Genomic DNA, 14,665 nt, shown 5'->3' on the forward strand with positions numbered 1-14,665 from the left:
GCCCTTTCGCGACACAAGGCCGCTCCTACACAATCAAAAGCGACTTGCCCGAAACCATAGAATCTCCCACAGGGATCCGAGCCAAGCATCAATATCTTGGCAGGCACAGTTTCTGTGGGAGCTGGCGACAGCCTGCGATGAGGCCGGAACAAGCCTGCACAGGGTTGTGTCCGACGGGCTTGCCGTGGGCCGTAAGGGCCGCAACGCAGCGCTCAGGCCCCAATCAGGAAGGTAAAGCGCCGCTCGTAGCCGACCCGCGCGGGGTAACCATTGCCGGTGTCGTGCCAGCCGGTGGCGCGGTAGCAGGCAATGGCCGCCTGGTTGCCCGGGTCGACCGACAACTGCAGGCGCTCGACCTCGGGCCACACGCCGTGCACCCACGCCGGCAGCGCCTGCATGCACAGCCGCCACAGGCCACGGCCCTGATACCGCCGGTCGATCTGCAGCGCGCTGACCGTGGCGGCGCCCGGTTCGCTCCACGATGCCCGAAGCCCACGCTGCAACAGCATGAACCCGCACGGCTCGCCATCGAGCAGCAACACCACGCCGCGTACTTGCTCGCGGTTGGCACTCGACAGCAGGTACAGCGCGCTGTCGATGGCGCCTGCGTGCAGCTGTTGTTCGGGATGCACTTCAAGCCCCTTCAGGCGCTCGCGCTGCACTGGGTTCAATTGGTCGTAGTCGCTGAGTTGCATGGCGGTGGCGCACCTGCCTGAGAGGATTGGCAGCAGATTCCGCCGCATGCTGCAGTCTATCGCGACATTCGTTACCGCTCAGCAAGCATGCTGGTATGATGCGCGGCTTTTTTCCACCCCACGCAAAACTGCGGCATCCGCTGATGACTGTGCTTTGCTGATGGGGTCGATACATTCACGGCGCCTGGGCGCCCGGGGAGCAGGCATGCTGGAAAGGCTGTTTCAACTGAAAGCGCACAACACCAATGTGCGTACCGAGATTCTGGCAGGGGTTACCACCTTCCTGGCCATGGCTTACATCCTGTTCGTCAACCCGAGCATTCTCGGCGAGACCGGCATGGACAAAGGCGCGATCTTCGTCGCCACCTGCCTTGCCGCTGCCATCGGCTCGGTGACCATGGGCCTGATCGCCAACTACCCGATTGCGCTGGCGCCAGGCATGGGCCTTAACGCGTTCTTCACCTATACCGTGGTGCTGCACATGGGCCACACCTGGCAGGTGGCGCTGGGTGCGGTGTTCCTCTCGGCGGTGCTGTTCTTCCTGTTGTCGATTTTCCGCATCCGCGAATGGATCGTGAACAGTATCCCGCTGCCGCTGCGCTCGGCGATTGCCGCAGGCATTGGCCTGTTCCTTGCGCTTATCGCGCTGCATAACGCGGGGATCGTCGTCGATAACAAGGCCACCCTGGTGGGCCTGGGCGACCTGAGCGAACCGGCGCCAATCCTCGCTACCCTGGGCTTCTTCGTCATCGTCGCGCTGGAATCGCTGAAAGTGCGGGGCGCGGTCCTGATCGGCATTCTGGCCGTGACCATCGCCTCCATAGCCTTCGGCGTAACCCCGTTTGCAGGCGTGGTATCGATGCCGCCATCGCTGGCGCCGACCTTCCTGCAGTTGGACATCAAAGGCGCCCTGGACGTTGGCCTGATCAGCGTGATCTTTGCCTTCCTGTTCGTCGACCTGTTCGACAACTCCGGCACCCTGATCGGTGTGGCCAAGCGCGCCGGCCTGATGGGCAAGGACGGCCACATGCCGAAGATGGGCCGCGCCCTGATCGCCGACAGTACCGCGGCCATGGCCGGCTCGCTGCTGGGCACCTCGACCACCACCAGCTACATCGAATCTGCCGCAGGCGTGAGCGCCGGTGGCCGCACCGGCCTGACCGCCATCGTGGTGGCCGCGCTGTTCCTGCTGGCGCTGTTCTTCGCCCCGCTGGCCGGCAGCGTGCCGGCCTTCGCCACGGCGCCTGCGCTGTTGTTCGTGGCGGTGCTGATGGCCTCGGGCCTGGCCGAAATCAATTGGGACGACGTCACCGAAGCGGCGCCGGTGGTAGTTACCGCCCTGGCCATGCCGCTGACCTATTCGATTGCCAACGGCATCGCCTTCGGCTTCATCGCCTGGACCGCCATCAAGCTGCTTTCCGGTAACCGCCAGGACCTGAACCCAGCGCTGGTAATCCTGTCCATCCTCTTCGTCATCAAGCTGGCTTGGTTCAACGCATGAGTGCTGCCTTCGACCCTACGCAATATGACGCGCAACTGGCGGCCAAGGCCGCCCGCTTGCGCGAGCTGCTGGCCCCGTTCGATGCGCCGGAGCCTGCCGTGTTCGATTCCCCGCGTGCGCATTACCGACTGCGCGCGGAGTTTCGCCTGTGGCGCGAGGACGGCCAGCGCCACTATGCAATGTTTGCCCCAGGCGACAAGCACAAGGCGATTCTGATCGATGAGTTCCCCATTGCCAGCGAGCGCATCAATGACCTGATGCCGCGCCTGAAAGCCGCCTGGCAGGCCGATGAAGCGCTAGACAATCGGCTGTTCCAGGTGGAGTTTCTGACCACCCTGGCGGGCGATGCAATGGTCACGCTGTGCTATCACCGCCCGCTGGACGAGGCCTGGGAAGCCGCTGCCCAGCAGCTTGCAAGCGAGCTGAATGTCAGTGTGATTGGCCGCTCGAAGGGCAAGCGGGTGGTGATCGGCCGTGACTATGCGGTTGAAAAGCTCGATATCGCCGGGCGCACGTTCAGCTATCGCCAGCCGGAGGGCGCGTTCACCCAGCCCAACGGCGCGGTGAACCAGAAAATGCTGGGCTGGGCCGTGGACGCCATGGGCGAACGTGACGATGACCTGCTGGAGCTGTATTGCGGCAATGGCAACTTCACCTTGCCGCTGGCGACCCGTGCGCGCCAGGTGCTGGCCACCGAGATCAGCAAGACCTCGGTCAATGCCGCGCTGCATAACCTTGATGAGAACGGTGTGGGTAACGTGCGCCTGGTGCGTCTTTCGGCTGAAGAGCTGACGCAGGCGCTGAACGAGGTGCGGCCGTTCCGTCGCCTGGAAGGCATCGACCTGAAGCGCTACGCGTTTGGCACAGTGTTCGTCGACCCGCCGCGTGCAGGCATGGACCCGGACACCTGCGAGTTGACCCGCCGCTTCGAGCGGATTCTGTACATTTCGTGCAACCCCGAGACCCTGGCGCAGAACATCGCCCAGCTGCATGACACGCACCGCATCGAGCGCTGTGCGTTGTTTGACCAGTTCCCATATACCCACCATATGGAAAGTGGTGTGCTGCTGGTTCGTCGCTGACGAGCACAGGGTGAAGGCCTGCAAGGCCTTCACCCTGTGCTACCTACCCTATCGGGACCAGCGCCACAAGATCGGACTTTTCCTATCCTCACGCCACAGGCGCAGGTCTACCCTGTGCGCCCCCTAATCCGGCGTAAGGCTTCCCCATGAAATCACTGCAATCAATGGCCACTGGCCTGGCCCTGGCGCTGCTGGCAACCGCAGCCTCTGCCAATGACACTTTGGTATCGGTGCCCAACAGCACCGCACTGGCTTGGCAGCAAGTGCCTGGCACCGACGGCGCGGTCAGCTACGCCAACGTAGAAGGAGACCTGTTCGGCAAGGGCGCCTACTCCGCGTTCGTCAAGTTTCGCAAAGGCACCGATAACGGCCTGCACAGCCACAGCCAGGCGCTGCCGACCGTGGTCCTGGGCGGCACCTTCTACGCGGTGATCGACGGCAAGCGTGTGGAATACCCAGCCGGTGCCTACTACCACCTGCCAGCTAACCTGGTGCATGAGAGTGGGTGCAGCGCAGCAGCCGACTGCTTGCTGTTCCAGTATCAGCCCGGGGCGTTCGACCTGGTGCCCGCGCAAGGCTGAAACGACCAAGGGGCAAGCCATGCCGGCGCACCGGTAGCGCTTGCCCCGTGCAGCTTGAATCCTCAGAAGTCGAAGAACACCGTCTCCCCCTCCCCCTGAATGCGCATATCAAACCGATACGCCGTCTTGCCATCCACTTCACAGCGCTTGGCAATCAGCGTCTCGCGCCGCTGCGGCTGTTCAATCAGGTTAAGCACCGGGCACTTGGCGTTAGCCTCGGCCTCGTCATCGAAATACACCCGCGTATGCAGGTGAATATTGATGCCACGGGCAAACAGGCTGATGTTGATGTGCGGCGCCATCGGCACACCGGCAGCATTGTTGACCACCCCAGGCTTGACCGTGTGCAGCGTCCACTCCCCAGCATCGAAGGTGGTGGCGGTCCGACCGAAGCTGTTGAACGCATGCTCCTGGTTGTAGTCATCCTGATACTGGCCATTGGCGTCGGCCTGCCAGACTTCGAGGAATGAATCGCGCACCAGGTGGCCATTGCCGTCATAGACGTGGCCGATCAGCAGAATGTGCTCGCCTGGCGCCTGCGGCTTGGCCAGGTGGCTCCAGATTTCCTGTTCGCGGGTCGGGTTGCCCGCAGCTTCCAGTGCCAGGCCAATGTGCACGTAAGGGCCAGCAGTCTGCGATGGGGTTTCCGGCAGCAGTTCGATAGGCATGACGGCGCTCCTCAGCGGTTTTCGAAGTGGGTCTGGCGCTGGCCGCGCAGTACGATGTCAAAGCGATATGCCAGGCAATCCATCGGATTGGCCGCGCTCATGTCGAGCTTGGCGATCAGTTGCTGGACCGCATCAGGGTTGGCGATCGACTTGACGATAGGGCACATCGGAATCAACGGGTCGCCTTCGAAATACAGCTGGGTAATCAGCTTGGTGGCAATCGATGGGCCGCTCACCGAGAAGTGGATATGCGCCGGGCGCCAGTCGTTGGGGCCGTTGCGCCAAGGGTATGGGCCGGGCTTGATGGTGCGGAAGCTGTAGTAGCCGTCACGGTCGCTAAGGCAGCGGCCAACGCCACCGAAGTTGGGGTCCAGCGGGGCCAGGTAACGGTCGTTCTTGTGCCGATAGCGGCCACCTGCGTTGGCTTGCCACATTTCGACCAACGTATTGGGCACCGGCTTGCCGTACTGGTCGACAATGCGCCCGGCCACGATAATGCGCTCGCCAATCGGCAGGCCACCATTGTTGAAGTTCAGCAGCAGGTCGTGGTCATGTTGGCCAAAGCGCAGATGGGAAAAATCCGGGCCGGTGGTTTCGCTGATCGACTGCGGAATGCTCACCAGCGCTTGGCGCGGGGAGCGGGCAATCGAGGTCTTGTAATCAGGCGTGAGGGCCTTGGGGTGCCAGTTGCGATCACGGATCACGAAGCGGCTGGTGTCCTGGGCGGGCATGCCGGGTTCCTCTCTTGGAATTATCGAAGCGCCTGGGCGTGGCAGGCGGACTTGCAGTTTCCGGCAGGCCGGGCGGGATGAATACTGAAATTGGCGGTCACAGGCATAACCATTTGGTTATGCATGAGCGGGTTGCTCAGCACTGGACTAATCTTTTGACTTGATGTTTCAACAACCGGAGAGCTCCACATGGAATGGCGAAAAGGCCGACGCAGCGACAACGTGGTCGATGCCCGCGGCGCAGGTGGCGGTGGCGGCGGCATGCGTTTCGGCGGCGGCAAGGGCCTTGGGCTCGGCGCCATTTTGCTGATCGTCGGCATCGGCTGGCTGACCGGGCAGGACCCGCTGCAGATTCTTGGCCAACTGACCGGGCAAATGCAGCAACAGGCGCCGGCCACTGTCGGCAACAAGGCGCCGGCGGCCAACGACGAGCAGGCGGCCTTTGTTGCCTCGATCCTCGGCGACACCGAAGACACCTGGAAAGCCCTGTTCGCCCAAGCCGGCAAGCAATACCAAGACCCGAAACTGGTGCTGTTCAGCGGCCAGGTGAACTCCGCCTGCGGCTTCGCCTCCTCGGCAGTGGGGCCGTTCTACTGCCCGGCCGACCAGCGCGTGTACCTGGACATGACGTTCTTCCGCGAAATGGAAACCCGCTTTGCCGCCGAAGGCGACTTCGCCCAAGCCTATGTGATCGCCCACGAAATCGGCCACCACGTCCAGACCCTGCTTGGCGTATCGGCCAAAGTCGACGCCGCACGCCGCAGCGGGCAACGCATGGAAGGCGACAACGGCTTGCTGGTGCGCCAGGAATTGCAGGCCGACTGCCTGGCTGGGGTCTGGGCCTATCAGGCGCAAAAACGCCTGAACTGGCTGGAGCCCGGCGACGTCGAGGAAGCGCTCAACGCCGCCAACGCCATCGGTGACGACCGCCTGCAACAGCAGGGCCAGGGCCGCGTTGTGCCTGACTCCTTCACCCATGGCACTTCGCAGCAGCGGGTGCGCTGGTTCAAGGCCGGTTTTTCCAGCGGCGACGTGAACCAGTGCGACACCTTCGCAGCCCGCAGCCTGTAAGCCCTCCAGGGGCTGCCTCGCGGCCCCGAAACCCACACATTTCAATGGGTTATAAATCTGCTGAACGGCGTTTCAGCTTACGCCTCGCTGGCCGATAACACCTTCACGAATCAGCCGGGCCCTGCACAAGAACAACGCCCGCGGTTTGAGATCAAGTGAAAGAAATCAAATTCGGAGAGCGTGCATGAATAGCTGGTTTGCCAACATCAGCGTCAACCTCAAACTCGGCCTGGGCTTCGGCCTGGTGCTGGTCCTGACCGGCCTGCTGGCCCTGACCGGCTGGAACAGCCTGGGCAGCCTTATCGACCGCAGCAACTGGATGAGCGACATCGGTAAGCTCAACAAAGACCTGACCGACCTGCGCGTGGCGCGTCTGCAGTACATGATCGCCAACGGCGACGACGCCTCGGCGGCCAATACCCAGACCAAGCTGGACGCCTTCAGCAAGCAGCAGGATTACCTGGTCAGCACCTTCAAGAGCCTCGACAACGTCAAGTTGCTGCAGGCGCTGGGCCAGACCATCAGTGAGTACAAGGTGTCGCTGAACAAGATGCGCGCCGGCTACAAGGTCTCTACCGCTGCCCGCGATTCGATGAACCTGGTGGCGATCAAGGCCGACGAAGCCATGGACGCCCTGAGCCAGGACGTGATGAGCCGCAGTGAGTCCGACAGCGTGCGCCTGGCCCAGTACCAGTTGATCAGCAAGGCCCGCCAGCAACTGCTGCAGGTGCGCATCGACGTGCGCGGCTACATCGCCGACAACAGCGCCGCCAACGAACAGGCCGCCCTGCGCCAGCTCGATGCCGCGCTGGTCGAAGTCGACACGCTCAAGCGCGAACTGCCCAACGAAGCCCCCCGCCTGCAACAGTTCGAACAGTCGGTGCTGGCCTACCGCGACGCGGTGCGCCAGTTCCGTGATGCGGTCGCAGCCATCGCCACCGCACGCGCCGAGATGACTGTGCAAGGCGCCGACATCGTCAAGCGCAGCGATGCGCTGTACGCCATCCAGATCGAGCGTCGCGACATCGAAAGCGCCCAGGCCCGCAGCCTGCAGATCATCGCCACCTTGCTGGCGCTGCTGGTCGGTGTGCTGGCAGCATTCATCATCACGCGCCAGATCACCCGCCCGCTGCGCGAAACCCTGGACGCTGTGGAGAAGATCGCCGCAGGCGACCTGACCCAGAACCTGCGCGTTACTCGCCGCGACGAGCTGGGCGTGCTGCAACAGGGCATCGCGCGTATGGGCACCACCCTGCGCGAGCTGATCGGCGGCATCCGTGACGGCGTCACGCAAATCGCCAGCGCCGCCGAGGAACTGTCGGCAGTGACCGAGCAGACCAGTGCCGGTGCCAACAGCCAGAAGGTCGAAACCGACCAGGTGGCCACTGCCATGCACGAAATGGCCGCCACCGTGCAGGAAGTTGCGCGTAACGCCGAGCAGGCTGCCATGGCTGCCACCAACGCCGATACTGAAGCGCGCAACGGTGACAAAGTGGTTGGCGAGGCGATCAGCCAGATCGAGCGCCTGGCCACTGAAGTCAACCGTTCCACTGAAGCCATGAACCTGCTGCAGCAGGAAAGCCAGAAGATCGGCAGCGTCATGGATGTGATCAAGTCGGTGGCCGAGCAGACCAACCTGCTGGCGCTTAACGCCGCCATCGAAGCCGCCCGTGCCGGTGAAGCGGGCCGTGGTTTTGCCGTGGTCGCCGACGAAGTCCGCGGCCTGGCCCAGCGGACCCAGCAGTCCACCGAAGAAATCGAAGGCCTGATTGCCAGCCTGCAACAGGGCACCCAGCAGGTTGCCGACGTCATGAGCGGCAGCCGTAGCCTGACCGACAGCAGCGTCGAGCTGGCGCGCAAGGCCGGTGGTTCGCTGGACAGCATCACCCGGACGGTGTCGAACATTCAGTCGATGAACCAGCAGATCGCCGCCGCCGCCGAGCAGCAGAGCGCCGTGGCCGAAGAGATCAGCCGCAGCATTCTGAACGTGCGTGATGTGTCCGAGCAAACCGCCTCGGCCAGCGATGAGACCGCAGCGTCCAGCATCGAGCTGGCGCGTCTGGGTGGGCACCTGCAGACCTTGGTCAGCAAGTTCCGCGTCTGACCCGGTAAAGCATCGCGGGGCAAGCCCGCTCCCACGGATGCCGACACGGGCACCGTAGGAGCGGGCTTGCCCCGCGATCATTTGCGCAAGCGGTTACTTGACGACCATGCCCACGCCACGCCCACGTGGGTCGGAGGCGGTCTCAAGTTTCTGCCCGGTGACCCGGATCGCCTGGATGTCACCCATCTCCCAGCCCTGATCCTCAAGCACATACCCCATTTTCTTCAGGTCATCGGCCACTGGCCCTTTGAGCGGCGCGTAGCTGTCGAAGTAAATGGTGTCCTTGGGCAGCAACTGGTGGTGCACCCGCTGCGCAGCCACGGCTTTTTCCAGCGGCATGCCGAAGTCATACAGGTTGTTCATCACCTGGAAGATCGAGGTAAAAATCCGCGAGCCGCCCGGCGTACCGACCACGAGCACCACCTGCCCATCACGGGTTACCAGGCTGGGGCTCATCGACGACAGCATGCGCTTGCCTGGCTCGATGGCGTTGGCGTCACCGCCGACCACACCAAATACGTTGGCTGCACCCGGTTTGGCACTGAAGTCATCCATTTCATCGTTGAGCAGGAAACCAGCCCCTTTCACCACCACGCCACTGCCGTAGTCCAGGTTGAGGGTGTAGGTGTTGCTCACCGCGTTGCCCTGCTTGTCGACGATGGAGAAGTGCGTGGTCTGGTGCGGCTCCAGGCCCGGCTTGACCTTGTCGGTGGCCGAGATGGCGTTGGGGTTGACCTGCGCTGCGCGCTTGGCCAGGTAATCCTTGGCCATCAGTTGATCCACCGGCACCTTGGTGAAACCAGGGTCGCCGAGGTAGTCGGCGCGGTCGGCGAACACGCGTTTTTCGATCTCGGCCAACAGGTGAATGTATTTGGCCGAGTTGTGCTCCACGCCCTTGAAGTCCGCTGCGCGGTCTTCCTTGATGCCCAGCAACTGGGCCAGGGCCACACCACCCGAGCTTGGCGGTGGCGCGGTGTAGACCACGTTGCCGCGCCAGCTGATGGCAATCGGGTCACGCCACACGGCCTTGTAGTCGGCCAGGTCCTGTTTGCTGATCAGGCCGTTATCGGCCTTCATCTGTGCCACCAGCAGGTCGGCGGTCTTGCCTTGGTAGAACTCGCTCACGCCCTTGTCGGCGATGCGCTCAAGGGTCTGCGCCAGCTCCGGCTGCTTGAACAGCTCGCCGACTTTCATATGGCCAAAATAGTCGTTGAAATTGGTCGCGGTCTTGAACAGCCCCTGGGCGTCGTCACGGTACTGGTACTGCTTCTGGGCGATCTTGAAGCCGTTCCTGGCATAGCCGATGGCGGGGGTGAGCAACTCGCTCCACGGCAACTTGCCAAACTTCTGGTGCGCCTCCCACAACCCCATCACCGTGCCCGGCACACCTGCGGCGCGGGCGCCGACCAGGCTCAGGTTCTCGATGACCTCGCCCTTGTCGTCCAGGTACATATTGCGCGTGGCAGCCTTGGGCGCGACCTCGCGGTAGTCGATGAAGTACGGCTTGCCGTCGACGTACAAGGTCATGAAGCCGCCGCCGCCAATGTTGCCGGCCTCGGGGTAGGTCACCGCCAGGGTGAACGCGGTGGCCACGGCGGCGTCCACGGCGTTGCCGCCTTTTTTGAGAATATCGGCGGCCACCTGTGCGCCATATTGATCAGGCGCGGCCACCGCGCCGCCTTCGAGGGTGACGGCAAACGCCGAGGAACAGCTCAGGATCGCGGCCCCAAGGGCCAGTAGCTGGAACGGGACAATACGCATGGGCACTTCCTGGTGTTGTTTTTGTTGATCAGTCATTAAAGGCCGAAGCCTTCATGCCCGGCAACCAACCCAGGGAAATTTCGCCGCCCTTGGACAGATACTGTCGCGTTCAGGCAACTGCGCAGGCGTACGTGGCGAGCTTTTTCTGGATGAAATCCAGGAAGCACTGGATGCGCAGGGCCAGCTGGGTGTTGCGGTAGTAGACCGCGTGAATAGGCTGGCGATAACCGTTGTTGTGCTCGCCCAGCAGCACCTGCAGGCGCCCGGTGCGGATGTCTTCGTGGGTCATGAAATGCGACAGGCTGACGATGCCTTCACCGGCAATCGCCAGTTGCCGCAGGGTTTCGCCGCTTGAGGCGAGCAACTGCGCGCGGATGCGCCAACTGTCGCCCTCGGCGTGGCGCAGCGGCCACAGGTTGAGCGATTCGGGGGCGCTGAAGCCGAGCAGGCAATGCGCATTGAGCGCCTCGACAGTGGTCGGGGTGCCATGCCGGGCCAGGTAGTCGGGGCTGGCCAGGATCTGCACCGGGCTGCAGCCCAGCGAGCGCGCATGCAGGGTGGAGTCGGCCAGTTCGCCGATGCGGATAGCCACATCGGTGCTCTGTTCGAGCAGGTCGATGATCAAATCATCGGTGTTCAGTTCCAGTTCGATACCGGGGTACTGCTGGCGGAATTCGCCGATCCACGGCAGGATCGCATGCAGCATGAACGGCGCAGCGGCGTTGATGCGCAGGCGCCCCGATGGGGTCTGGCGGTGCAGCGACAGGCGCTCTTCCATGTCGACCATCTGCTCAAGCACCTGGCGCGCCCGCTCAAGGAAGAACCGCCCCTCCTCGGTCAGGTCCATGCGCCGGGTGGTGCGGTTGACCAAGGTGGTGCCGAGCTTGGCCTCCAGGCGCGCCAGCGTGCGGCTGACCGCAGACGGGGTCTGGCCGATCTGCTCGGCGGCAGCCGAGATCGAGCCGCCGTCAATCACGGCGACGAATACCTGAAGCTCTTCGGATCGGGTTTTCACGGGGGTTGGCCTTGGCAGGAAGTCGTCCTGATAAATAGCGGCTACCTCAAGGCGATGCAAGCCGCCATCAGCGCAGGTTGCCGAACACCTGCTGCAGGTGTTGCTGGTAAGCGGCCAAGGCCGCAGGCACATCCGGGCGCTTCATCACATCCACCGCCAGGAAGGTCGGCAGGCCGCCCATGCCCAGGAACTGGTTGGCCTTGTGGAACGGGAAGTACACCGCATCCACACCTTTACCCTCGAAGAAGTCAGCCGGGTCGTCGAAGGCCTGCTGCGGCGCGTTCCAGGTCAGCGACAGCATGTACTGCTTGCCCTGCACCAGGCCGCCGCTGCCGTACTTCTGCGAAGCGTGCGAGCGGGTCCGGCCGTCGCTTGCATAGAGGCTGCCGTGGCCTTCGGTGAACACTTCATCGATGTACTTTTTTACCGTCCACGGCGCGCCCATCCACCAGCCCGGCATCTGGTAGATGATCACATCGGCCCAGAGAAATTTCTGCACCTCGGCTTTGACGTCGTAGCCGCCGTCGATGAAGGTTTGCTGAACGTCGTACCCGGCGCTGTCCAGGTAGGCCAGGGCGGCATCGTGCAGGGTCTGGTTCAAAAGGCCGTCGGAGTGGGCAAAGCGTTTGCCGCCATTGAGCAACAGGATGTTTTTCATGAGGGTGACTCTGAAGTGGGTTTGCCGGCAGGTTAGGCACTCGCGAGGCCCGGAAAAAGCCGCCCCGGAGCAAAATACATTTGCCTTGATTTCACGAATCCCCAGGCCATTGTTGCTTTAGACTTTGCCCACATTCTTCTTCAAGGACTCCGCCATGAGCCAACAGCACGCCTTTATTCTGAAAGCCAAGACCCGCCCGGAAATGTCCGAGGCCTTCGAACAGTTGCTGCGCCCCTTCGTCGAGCCAAGCCGCCAGGAGCCGGGCTGCATCGAATACCACATGCTGCGCGACAAACAAGACCCAAGCCTGTTCCTGTTCTTCGAAGTGTGGGCCGACAAGGCCGCGCTGGATGTGCACTCGGCCCTGCCGCACATGCAGGCGTTCTTCGAAACCCGCATGGACTACCTTGAGCACGACCTCGACGTGCAGATGATCGAGATGCTCAGCCCATCGAGCGCTAGCCGCTGATCAGCAAGTGCGCGCCAAGCAGCGCCAGGCCGATGAAGAAGCAGCGCTTGAACAGCGCTGCGCTGATGCGGCCGCGCAGCCACTGGCCCGCGAACATGCCCAGCAGCGCTGGGGCCAGCATTAGCAATGAGGCCCCCAGCGCCTCGCCGCCCAGGGCATCCTGCCCGGCAAGCCCGATGGCCAGCGCCAGGGTCGAGACCGTGAACGACAGGCCCAGGGCCTGGACCATTTCATCACGGCTCAGGCCCAGCCCCTGCAAATAAGGCACCGCCGGCATGACGAACACGCCGGTGGCCGCCGTGACCACGCCAGTCACCAGCCCGCACAGCGGGCCCAGCCATTTCTCCCGCTGCGGCGCAACATGCAGCCCCGGCCCGGCCAGCCCATACAGCGCATACACCAGCAACGCACCACCCAACGCGTGCGCCGCCCACGGCCCGCTGTCGATGCCCAGCCACACGCTGCCCAGCAAGGTGCCGACGAAAATCATCAGCAGCATGCCGCCCAGGCGCCGGATCAGCGCCAGCAGATGCCCGCCTGCCGCCAACTGCCACAGGTTGGTCAGGGTCGAAGGCACGATCAGCAGCGCCGCGGCCAGCGCGGGCGGCATCGCCAGGCCCAGCAGGCCCATGGCGATGGTCGGCAGGCCGAGGCCGATTACCCCTTTGACGGTACCGGCCAGCAGGAAGGTGAGCACCACCAGCAGGGTCAGGGCTAGGCCGATGTCCTGGTAGAACGCGAAGAGAGTTTGCATGGGGCTATCCTGACCGAACCTTGCGCTGTGGGAAAGGTGCATTGCCCGGCAGGCGCCTGGCCGCGCACGGCCTGCTAATGCGCCGCTGCCAGTTCGCGCAGCGCGGCCGAGGCCAGGAAGCCGGAGCGTGACGCATAGCGATGGTCGCGCTTCACCTTCTCGTCGATACGCTGCAACAGGTTCTCGGGCAACGTGGCGTTGAACCGCACGGCCTTGCCCAGGTACGGGGTGACATCGAAGTCCACCACCGCCCAAACGCCTCCGGCGTAGTCAGGGTTGACGATATGTACGTCTACCTCCGCCGGCTGCGGAAGTGCCTCGCCATCGGCGACCAGACCTTCAAAATGCAGGGCCAGGGCTTCTTGCACGTTCTCCAGCGCCAGGGCAACGGTGGCACCGGCTGAAAAGCAACCGGGCACATCGGGCACAGTAACGCCGTAATCTGAATCTGCGTCCTTGTGCAGCACTACTGGAAATTTCATAGCTTGTCTCCATTGATGTTCGGGGCCGCAGGGCGAGCACGCCAGCATGATCGCCATCATTTCAGTCCCGCCTGTTTCAGGATGCTGTGCACTGTGCCCCGGGGCAAACCGTGCCTGGGGTGTGGCACCGTCACGCGCCCAGGCTTGCATGGGTGCCTGAACTGATGATGACTTCCTTTGACTTCCACCTCGTACCAGCCGTCAGCCTCGATCAGCTGAATCACTTCCCTGCTGCGCATGTTGGATTCCTTGGCAGTCGATGTGTAGAGTACACATCAAAGTAAAATTAACCAGTGCCAATACACACCACACACACTTGGTGCGACAACCGGACTAAGCCGGCATTGCTGAAGGCAAGGTCAGACGCCGCAGCAGGAAAGATCTCCCTCCCCGCGATGGGCCTTGCCCTCCCCCTGCGCTTTCCTCACAATCCGCCCACGCCGCACACGACAGGGAGTTTCTCGTGCCATCGATCTACCAACTCAAACCCCGCTTCCAGGCGCTGCTGCGCCCCTCCGTGCAGCGCCTCTACAACCGCGGCGTCACCGCCAACCAGGTCACGGTCAGTGCCGCCGTGGTTTCCGTCGCCCTCGGCCTGCTGCTGGCCTGGCTGCCGCATGTCGCCTGGCTGTTCGTCCTCATTCCGGTGTGGATGCTGCTGCGCATGGCGCTCAATGCCGTGGACGGCATGCTGGCCCGTGAATTCGGCCAGCAATCCAGACTCGGCGCCTACCTCAACGAACTCTGCGACGTGATCGCCGACGCCGCCCTGTACCTGCCGTTCGCGCTGCTGGCCGGCGTCTCGCCGGTGCTGGTGGTGCTGGTGGTGCTGTTCTCGGTTGTCAGTGAATACGCAGGCGTCATGGGCCCACTGGCCGGTGCGTCGCGCCGCTACGACGGGCCAATGGGCAAGAGCGACCGCGCCTTCGCCTTCGGCGTGCTCGGTACCGGCGTCGCGCTGGGGCTGCTCAACGCCACCTGGATCAACGGCCTGCTGCTGGTCATCCTGCTGCTCTCGCTCTATACCCTCTACAACCGCGTGCGCCAGGGCCTGGCCGAAACCCGCTGAACTGCTTTTCGCCGAAAAAGGATA

General features: G+C 63.2%; 16 protein-coding genes. 7 read left to right on the forward strand and 9 right to left on the reverse strand.

What is annotated here, in order from left to right:
• Positions 1–212 precede the first annotated feature (212 nt).
• Positions 213–695, reverse strand: coding sequence for a GNAT family N-acetyltransferase (locus HU720_RS14220; protein WP_186520568.1), 483 nt, complete (start codon positions 693–695; stop codon positions 213–215).
• A 205-nt stretch (positions 696–900) separates the two neighbouring features.
• Here HU720_RS14220 and HU720_RS14225 point away from each other — a divergent pair, with 205 nt between their 5' ends.
• The 3 genes from HU720_RS14225 (at position 901) to HU720_RS14235 (ending at position 3,859) form a co-directional block, all read left to right on the forward strand.
• Positions 901–2,196: an NCS2 family permease gene (locus tag HU720_RS14225; protein WP_186520569.1), complete on the forward strand. Its 1,296-nt coding sequence runs from the start codon at positions 901–903 to the stop codon at positions 2,194–2,196.
• Complete coding sequence (gene trmA, locus HU720_RS14230) at positions 2,193–3,278, forward strand: tRNA (uridine(54)-C5)-methyltransferase TrmA (RefSeq protein ID WP_186520570.1); 1,086 nt, start codon at positions 2,193–2,195, stop codon at positions 3,276–3,278. Before HU720_RS14225 ends, trmA begins: the two co-directional genes overlap by 4 nt.
• A 146-nt stretch (positions 3,279–3,424) precedes the next feature.
• Entirely contained in the window at positions 3,425–3,859 is a 435-nt protein-coding gene (locus HU720_RS14235) for a cupin domain-containing protein (RefSeq protein WP_186520571.1), read from the forward strand.
• 62 nt (positions 3,860–3,921) lie between these two features.
• Here HU720_RS14235 and pcaG read toward each other — a convergent pair whose 3' ends face one another.
• Positions 3,922–4,527, reverse strand: coding sequence for a protocatechuate 3,4-dioxygenase subunit alpha (pcaG, locus tag HU720_RS14240; RefSeq protein ID WP_186520572.1), 606 nt, complete (start codon positions 4,525–4,527; stop codon positions 3,922–3,924).
• 11 nt (positions 4,528–4,538) lie between these two features.
• Complete coding sequence (gene pcaH / locus HU720_RS14245) at positions 4,539–5,258, reverse strand: protocatechuate 3,4-dioxygenase subunit beta (RefSeq protein ID WP_186520573.1); 720 nt, start codon at positions 5,256–5,258, stop codon at positions 4,539–4,541.
• 189 nt (positions 5,259–5,447) lie between these two features.
• Here pcaH and HU720_RS14250 point away from each other — a divergent pair, with 189 nt between their 5' ends.
• Together HU720_RS14250 and HU720_RS14255 are read left to right on the forward strand one after the other, a co-directional pair.
• Complete coding sequence (locus HU720_RS14250; protein WP_186520574.1) at positions 5,448–6,329, forward strand: neutral zinc metallopeptidase; 882 nt, start codon at positions 5,448–5,450, stop codon at positions 6,327–6,329.
• A 184-nt stretch (positions 6,330–6,513) separates the two neighbouring features.
• A complete protein-coding gene (locus tag HU720_RS14255; protein WP_186520575.1) occupies positions 6,514–8,433 on the forward strand; it encodes a methyl-accepting chemotaxis protein in 1,920 nt (639 codons plus the stop codon).
• 93 nt (positions 8,434–8,526) lie between these two features.
• Here the strand turns inward: HU720_RS14255 and ggt are convergent, their stop codons facing one another.
• The 3 genes from ggt to HU720_RS14270 form a co-directional block, all read right to left on the reverse strand.
• The gene (gene ggt / locus HU720_RS14260) at positions 8,527–10,194 is read right to left on the reverse strand and encodes a gamma-glutamyltransferase (protein ID WP_186520576.1); all 1,668 of its coding nucleotides are present in this window, start codon (positions 10,192–10,194) and stop codon (positions 8,527–8,529) included.
• Positions 10,195–10,303: 109 nt separating this feature from the next.
• The gene (locus tag HU720_RS14265) at positions 10,304–11,209 is read right to left on the reverse strand and encodes a LysR family transcriptional regulator (RefSeq protein WP_186520577.1); all 906 of its coding nucleotides are present in this window, start codon (positions 11,207–11,209) and stop codon (positions 10,304–10,306) included.
• Positions 11,210–11,276: 67 nt separating this feature from the next.
• Positions 11,277–11,867 carry an NAD(P)H-dependent oxidoreductase gene (locus tag HU720_RS14270; protein ID WP_186520578.1) on the reverse strand — a complete coding sequence of 197 codons (591 nt, stop codon included), beginning with the start codon at positions 11,865–11,867 and terminating at the stop codon, positions 11,277–11,279.
• Between the two features lie 154 nt (positions 11,868–12,021).
• Here HU720_RS14270 and HU720_RS14275 point away from each other — a divergent pair, with 154 nt between their 5' ends.
• Complete coding sequence (locus HU720_RS14275; protein WP_186520579.1) at positions 12,022–12,336, forward strand: putative quinol monooxygenase; 315 nt, start codon at positions 12,022–12,024, stop codon at positions 12,334–12,336.
• Here HU720_RS14275 and HU720_RS14280 read toward each other — a convergent pair.
• The 3 genes from HU720_RS14280 to HU720_RS14290 form a co-directional block, all read right to left on the reverse strand.
• Entirely contained in the window at positions 12,326–13,090 is a 765-nt protein-coding gene (locus tag HU720_RS14280) for a sulfite exporter TauE/SafE family protein (RefSeq protein ID WP_186520580.1), read from the reverse strand. The genes HU720_RS14275 and HU720_RS14280 overlap by 11 nt on opposite strands.
• A gap of 74 nt (positions 13,091–13,164) precedes the next feature.
• On the reverse strand, positions 13,165–13,572 hold the full coding sequence (locus HU720_RS14285; protein WP_186520581.1) for a type II toxin-antitoxin system HicB family antitoxin: 408 nt from the start codon (positions 13,570–13,572) through the stop codon (positions 13,165–13,167).
• Positions 13,573–13,628: 56 nt separating this feature from the next.
• A complete protein-coding gene (locus tag HU720_RS14290) occupies positions 13,629–13,811 on the reverse strand; it encodes a type II toxin-antitoxin system HicA family toxin (RefSeq protein ID WP_186520582.1) in 183 nt (60 codons plus the stop codon).
• A gap of 224 nt (positions 13,812–14,035) precedes the next feature.
• Between HU720_RS14290 and HU720_RS14295 the strand changes: the two genes are divergently transcribed.
• Entirely contained in the window at positions 14,036–14,641 is a 606-nt protein-coding gene (locus tag HU720_RS14295) for a CDP-alcohol phosphatidyltransferase family protein (RefSeq protein WP_186520583.1), read from the forward strand.
• Positions 14,642–14,665 lie beyond the last annotated feature (24 nt).

The sequence above is a fragment of the Pseudomonas sp. SWRI51 genome (genome assembly GCF_014268825.1).
Classification (GTDB): domain Bacteria; phylum Pseudomonadota; class Gammaproteobacteria; order Pseudomonadales; family Pseudomonadaceae; genus Aquipseudomonas; species Aquipseudomonas farsensis.

What these genes read in the sequence shown, in the direction of transcription:
- HU720_RS14220 (WP_186520568.1), bottom strand. Translation starts at nt 695, where the DNA reads ATGCAACTCAGCGACTACGACCAATTGAACCCAGTGCAGCGCGAGCGC.
- HU720_RS14225 (WP_186520569.1), top strand. Translation starts at nt 901, where the DNA reads ATGCTGGAAAGGCTGTTTCAACTGAAAGCGCACAACACCAATGTGCGT.
- trmA (WP_186520570.1), top strand. Translation starts at nt 2,193, where the DNA reads ATGAGTGCTGCCTTCGACCCTACGCAATATGACGCGCAACTGGCGGCC.
- HU720_RS14235 (WP_186520571.1), top strand. Translation starts at nt 3,425, where the DNA reads ATGAAATCACTGCAATCAATGGCCACTGGCCTGGCCCTGGCGCTGCTG.
- pcaG (WP_186520572.1), bottom strand. Translation starts at nt 4,527, where the DNA reads ATGCCTATCGAACTGCTGCCGGAAACCCCATCGCAGACTGCTGGCCCT.
- pcaH (WP_186520573.1), bottom strand. Translation starts at nt 5,258, where the DNA reads ATGCCCGCCCAGGACACCAGCCGCTTCGTGATCCGTGATCGCAACTGG.
- HU720_RS14250 (WP_186520574.1), top strand. Translation starts at nt 5,448, where the DNA reads ATGGAATGGCGAAAAGGCCGACGCAGCGACAACGTGGTCGATGCCCGC.
- HU720_RS14255 (WP_186520575.1), top strand. Translation starts at nt 6,514, where the DNA reads ATGAATAGCTGGTTTGCCAACATCAGCGTCAACCTCAAACTCGGCCTG.
- ggt (WP_186520576.1), bottom strand. Translation starts at nt 10,194, where the DNA reads ATGCGTATTGTCCCGTTCCAGCTACTGGCCCTTGGGGCCGCGATCCTG.
- HU720_RS14270 (WP_186520578.1), bottom strand. Translation starts at nt 11,867, where the DNA reads ATGAAAAACATCCTGTTGCTCAATGGCGGCAAACGCTTTGCCCACTCC.
- HU720_RS14275 (WP_186520579.1), top strand. Translation starts at nt 12,022, where the DNA reads ATGAGCCAACAGCACGCCTTTATTCTGAAAGCCAAGACCCGCCCGGAA.
- HU720_RS14280 (WP_186520580.1), bottom strand. Translation starts at nt 13,090, where the DNA reads ATGCAAACTCTCTTCGCGTTCTACCAGGACATCGGCCTAGCCCTGACC.
- HU720_RS14285 (WP_186520581.1), bottom strand. Translation starts at nt 13,572, where the DNA reads ATGAAATTTCCAGTAGTGCTGCACAAGGACGCAGATTCAGATTACGGC.
- HU720_RS14290 (WP_186520582.1), bottom strand. Translation starts at nt 13,811, where the DNA reads ATGCGCAGCAGGGAAGTGATTCAGCTGATCGAGGCTGACGGCTGGTAC.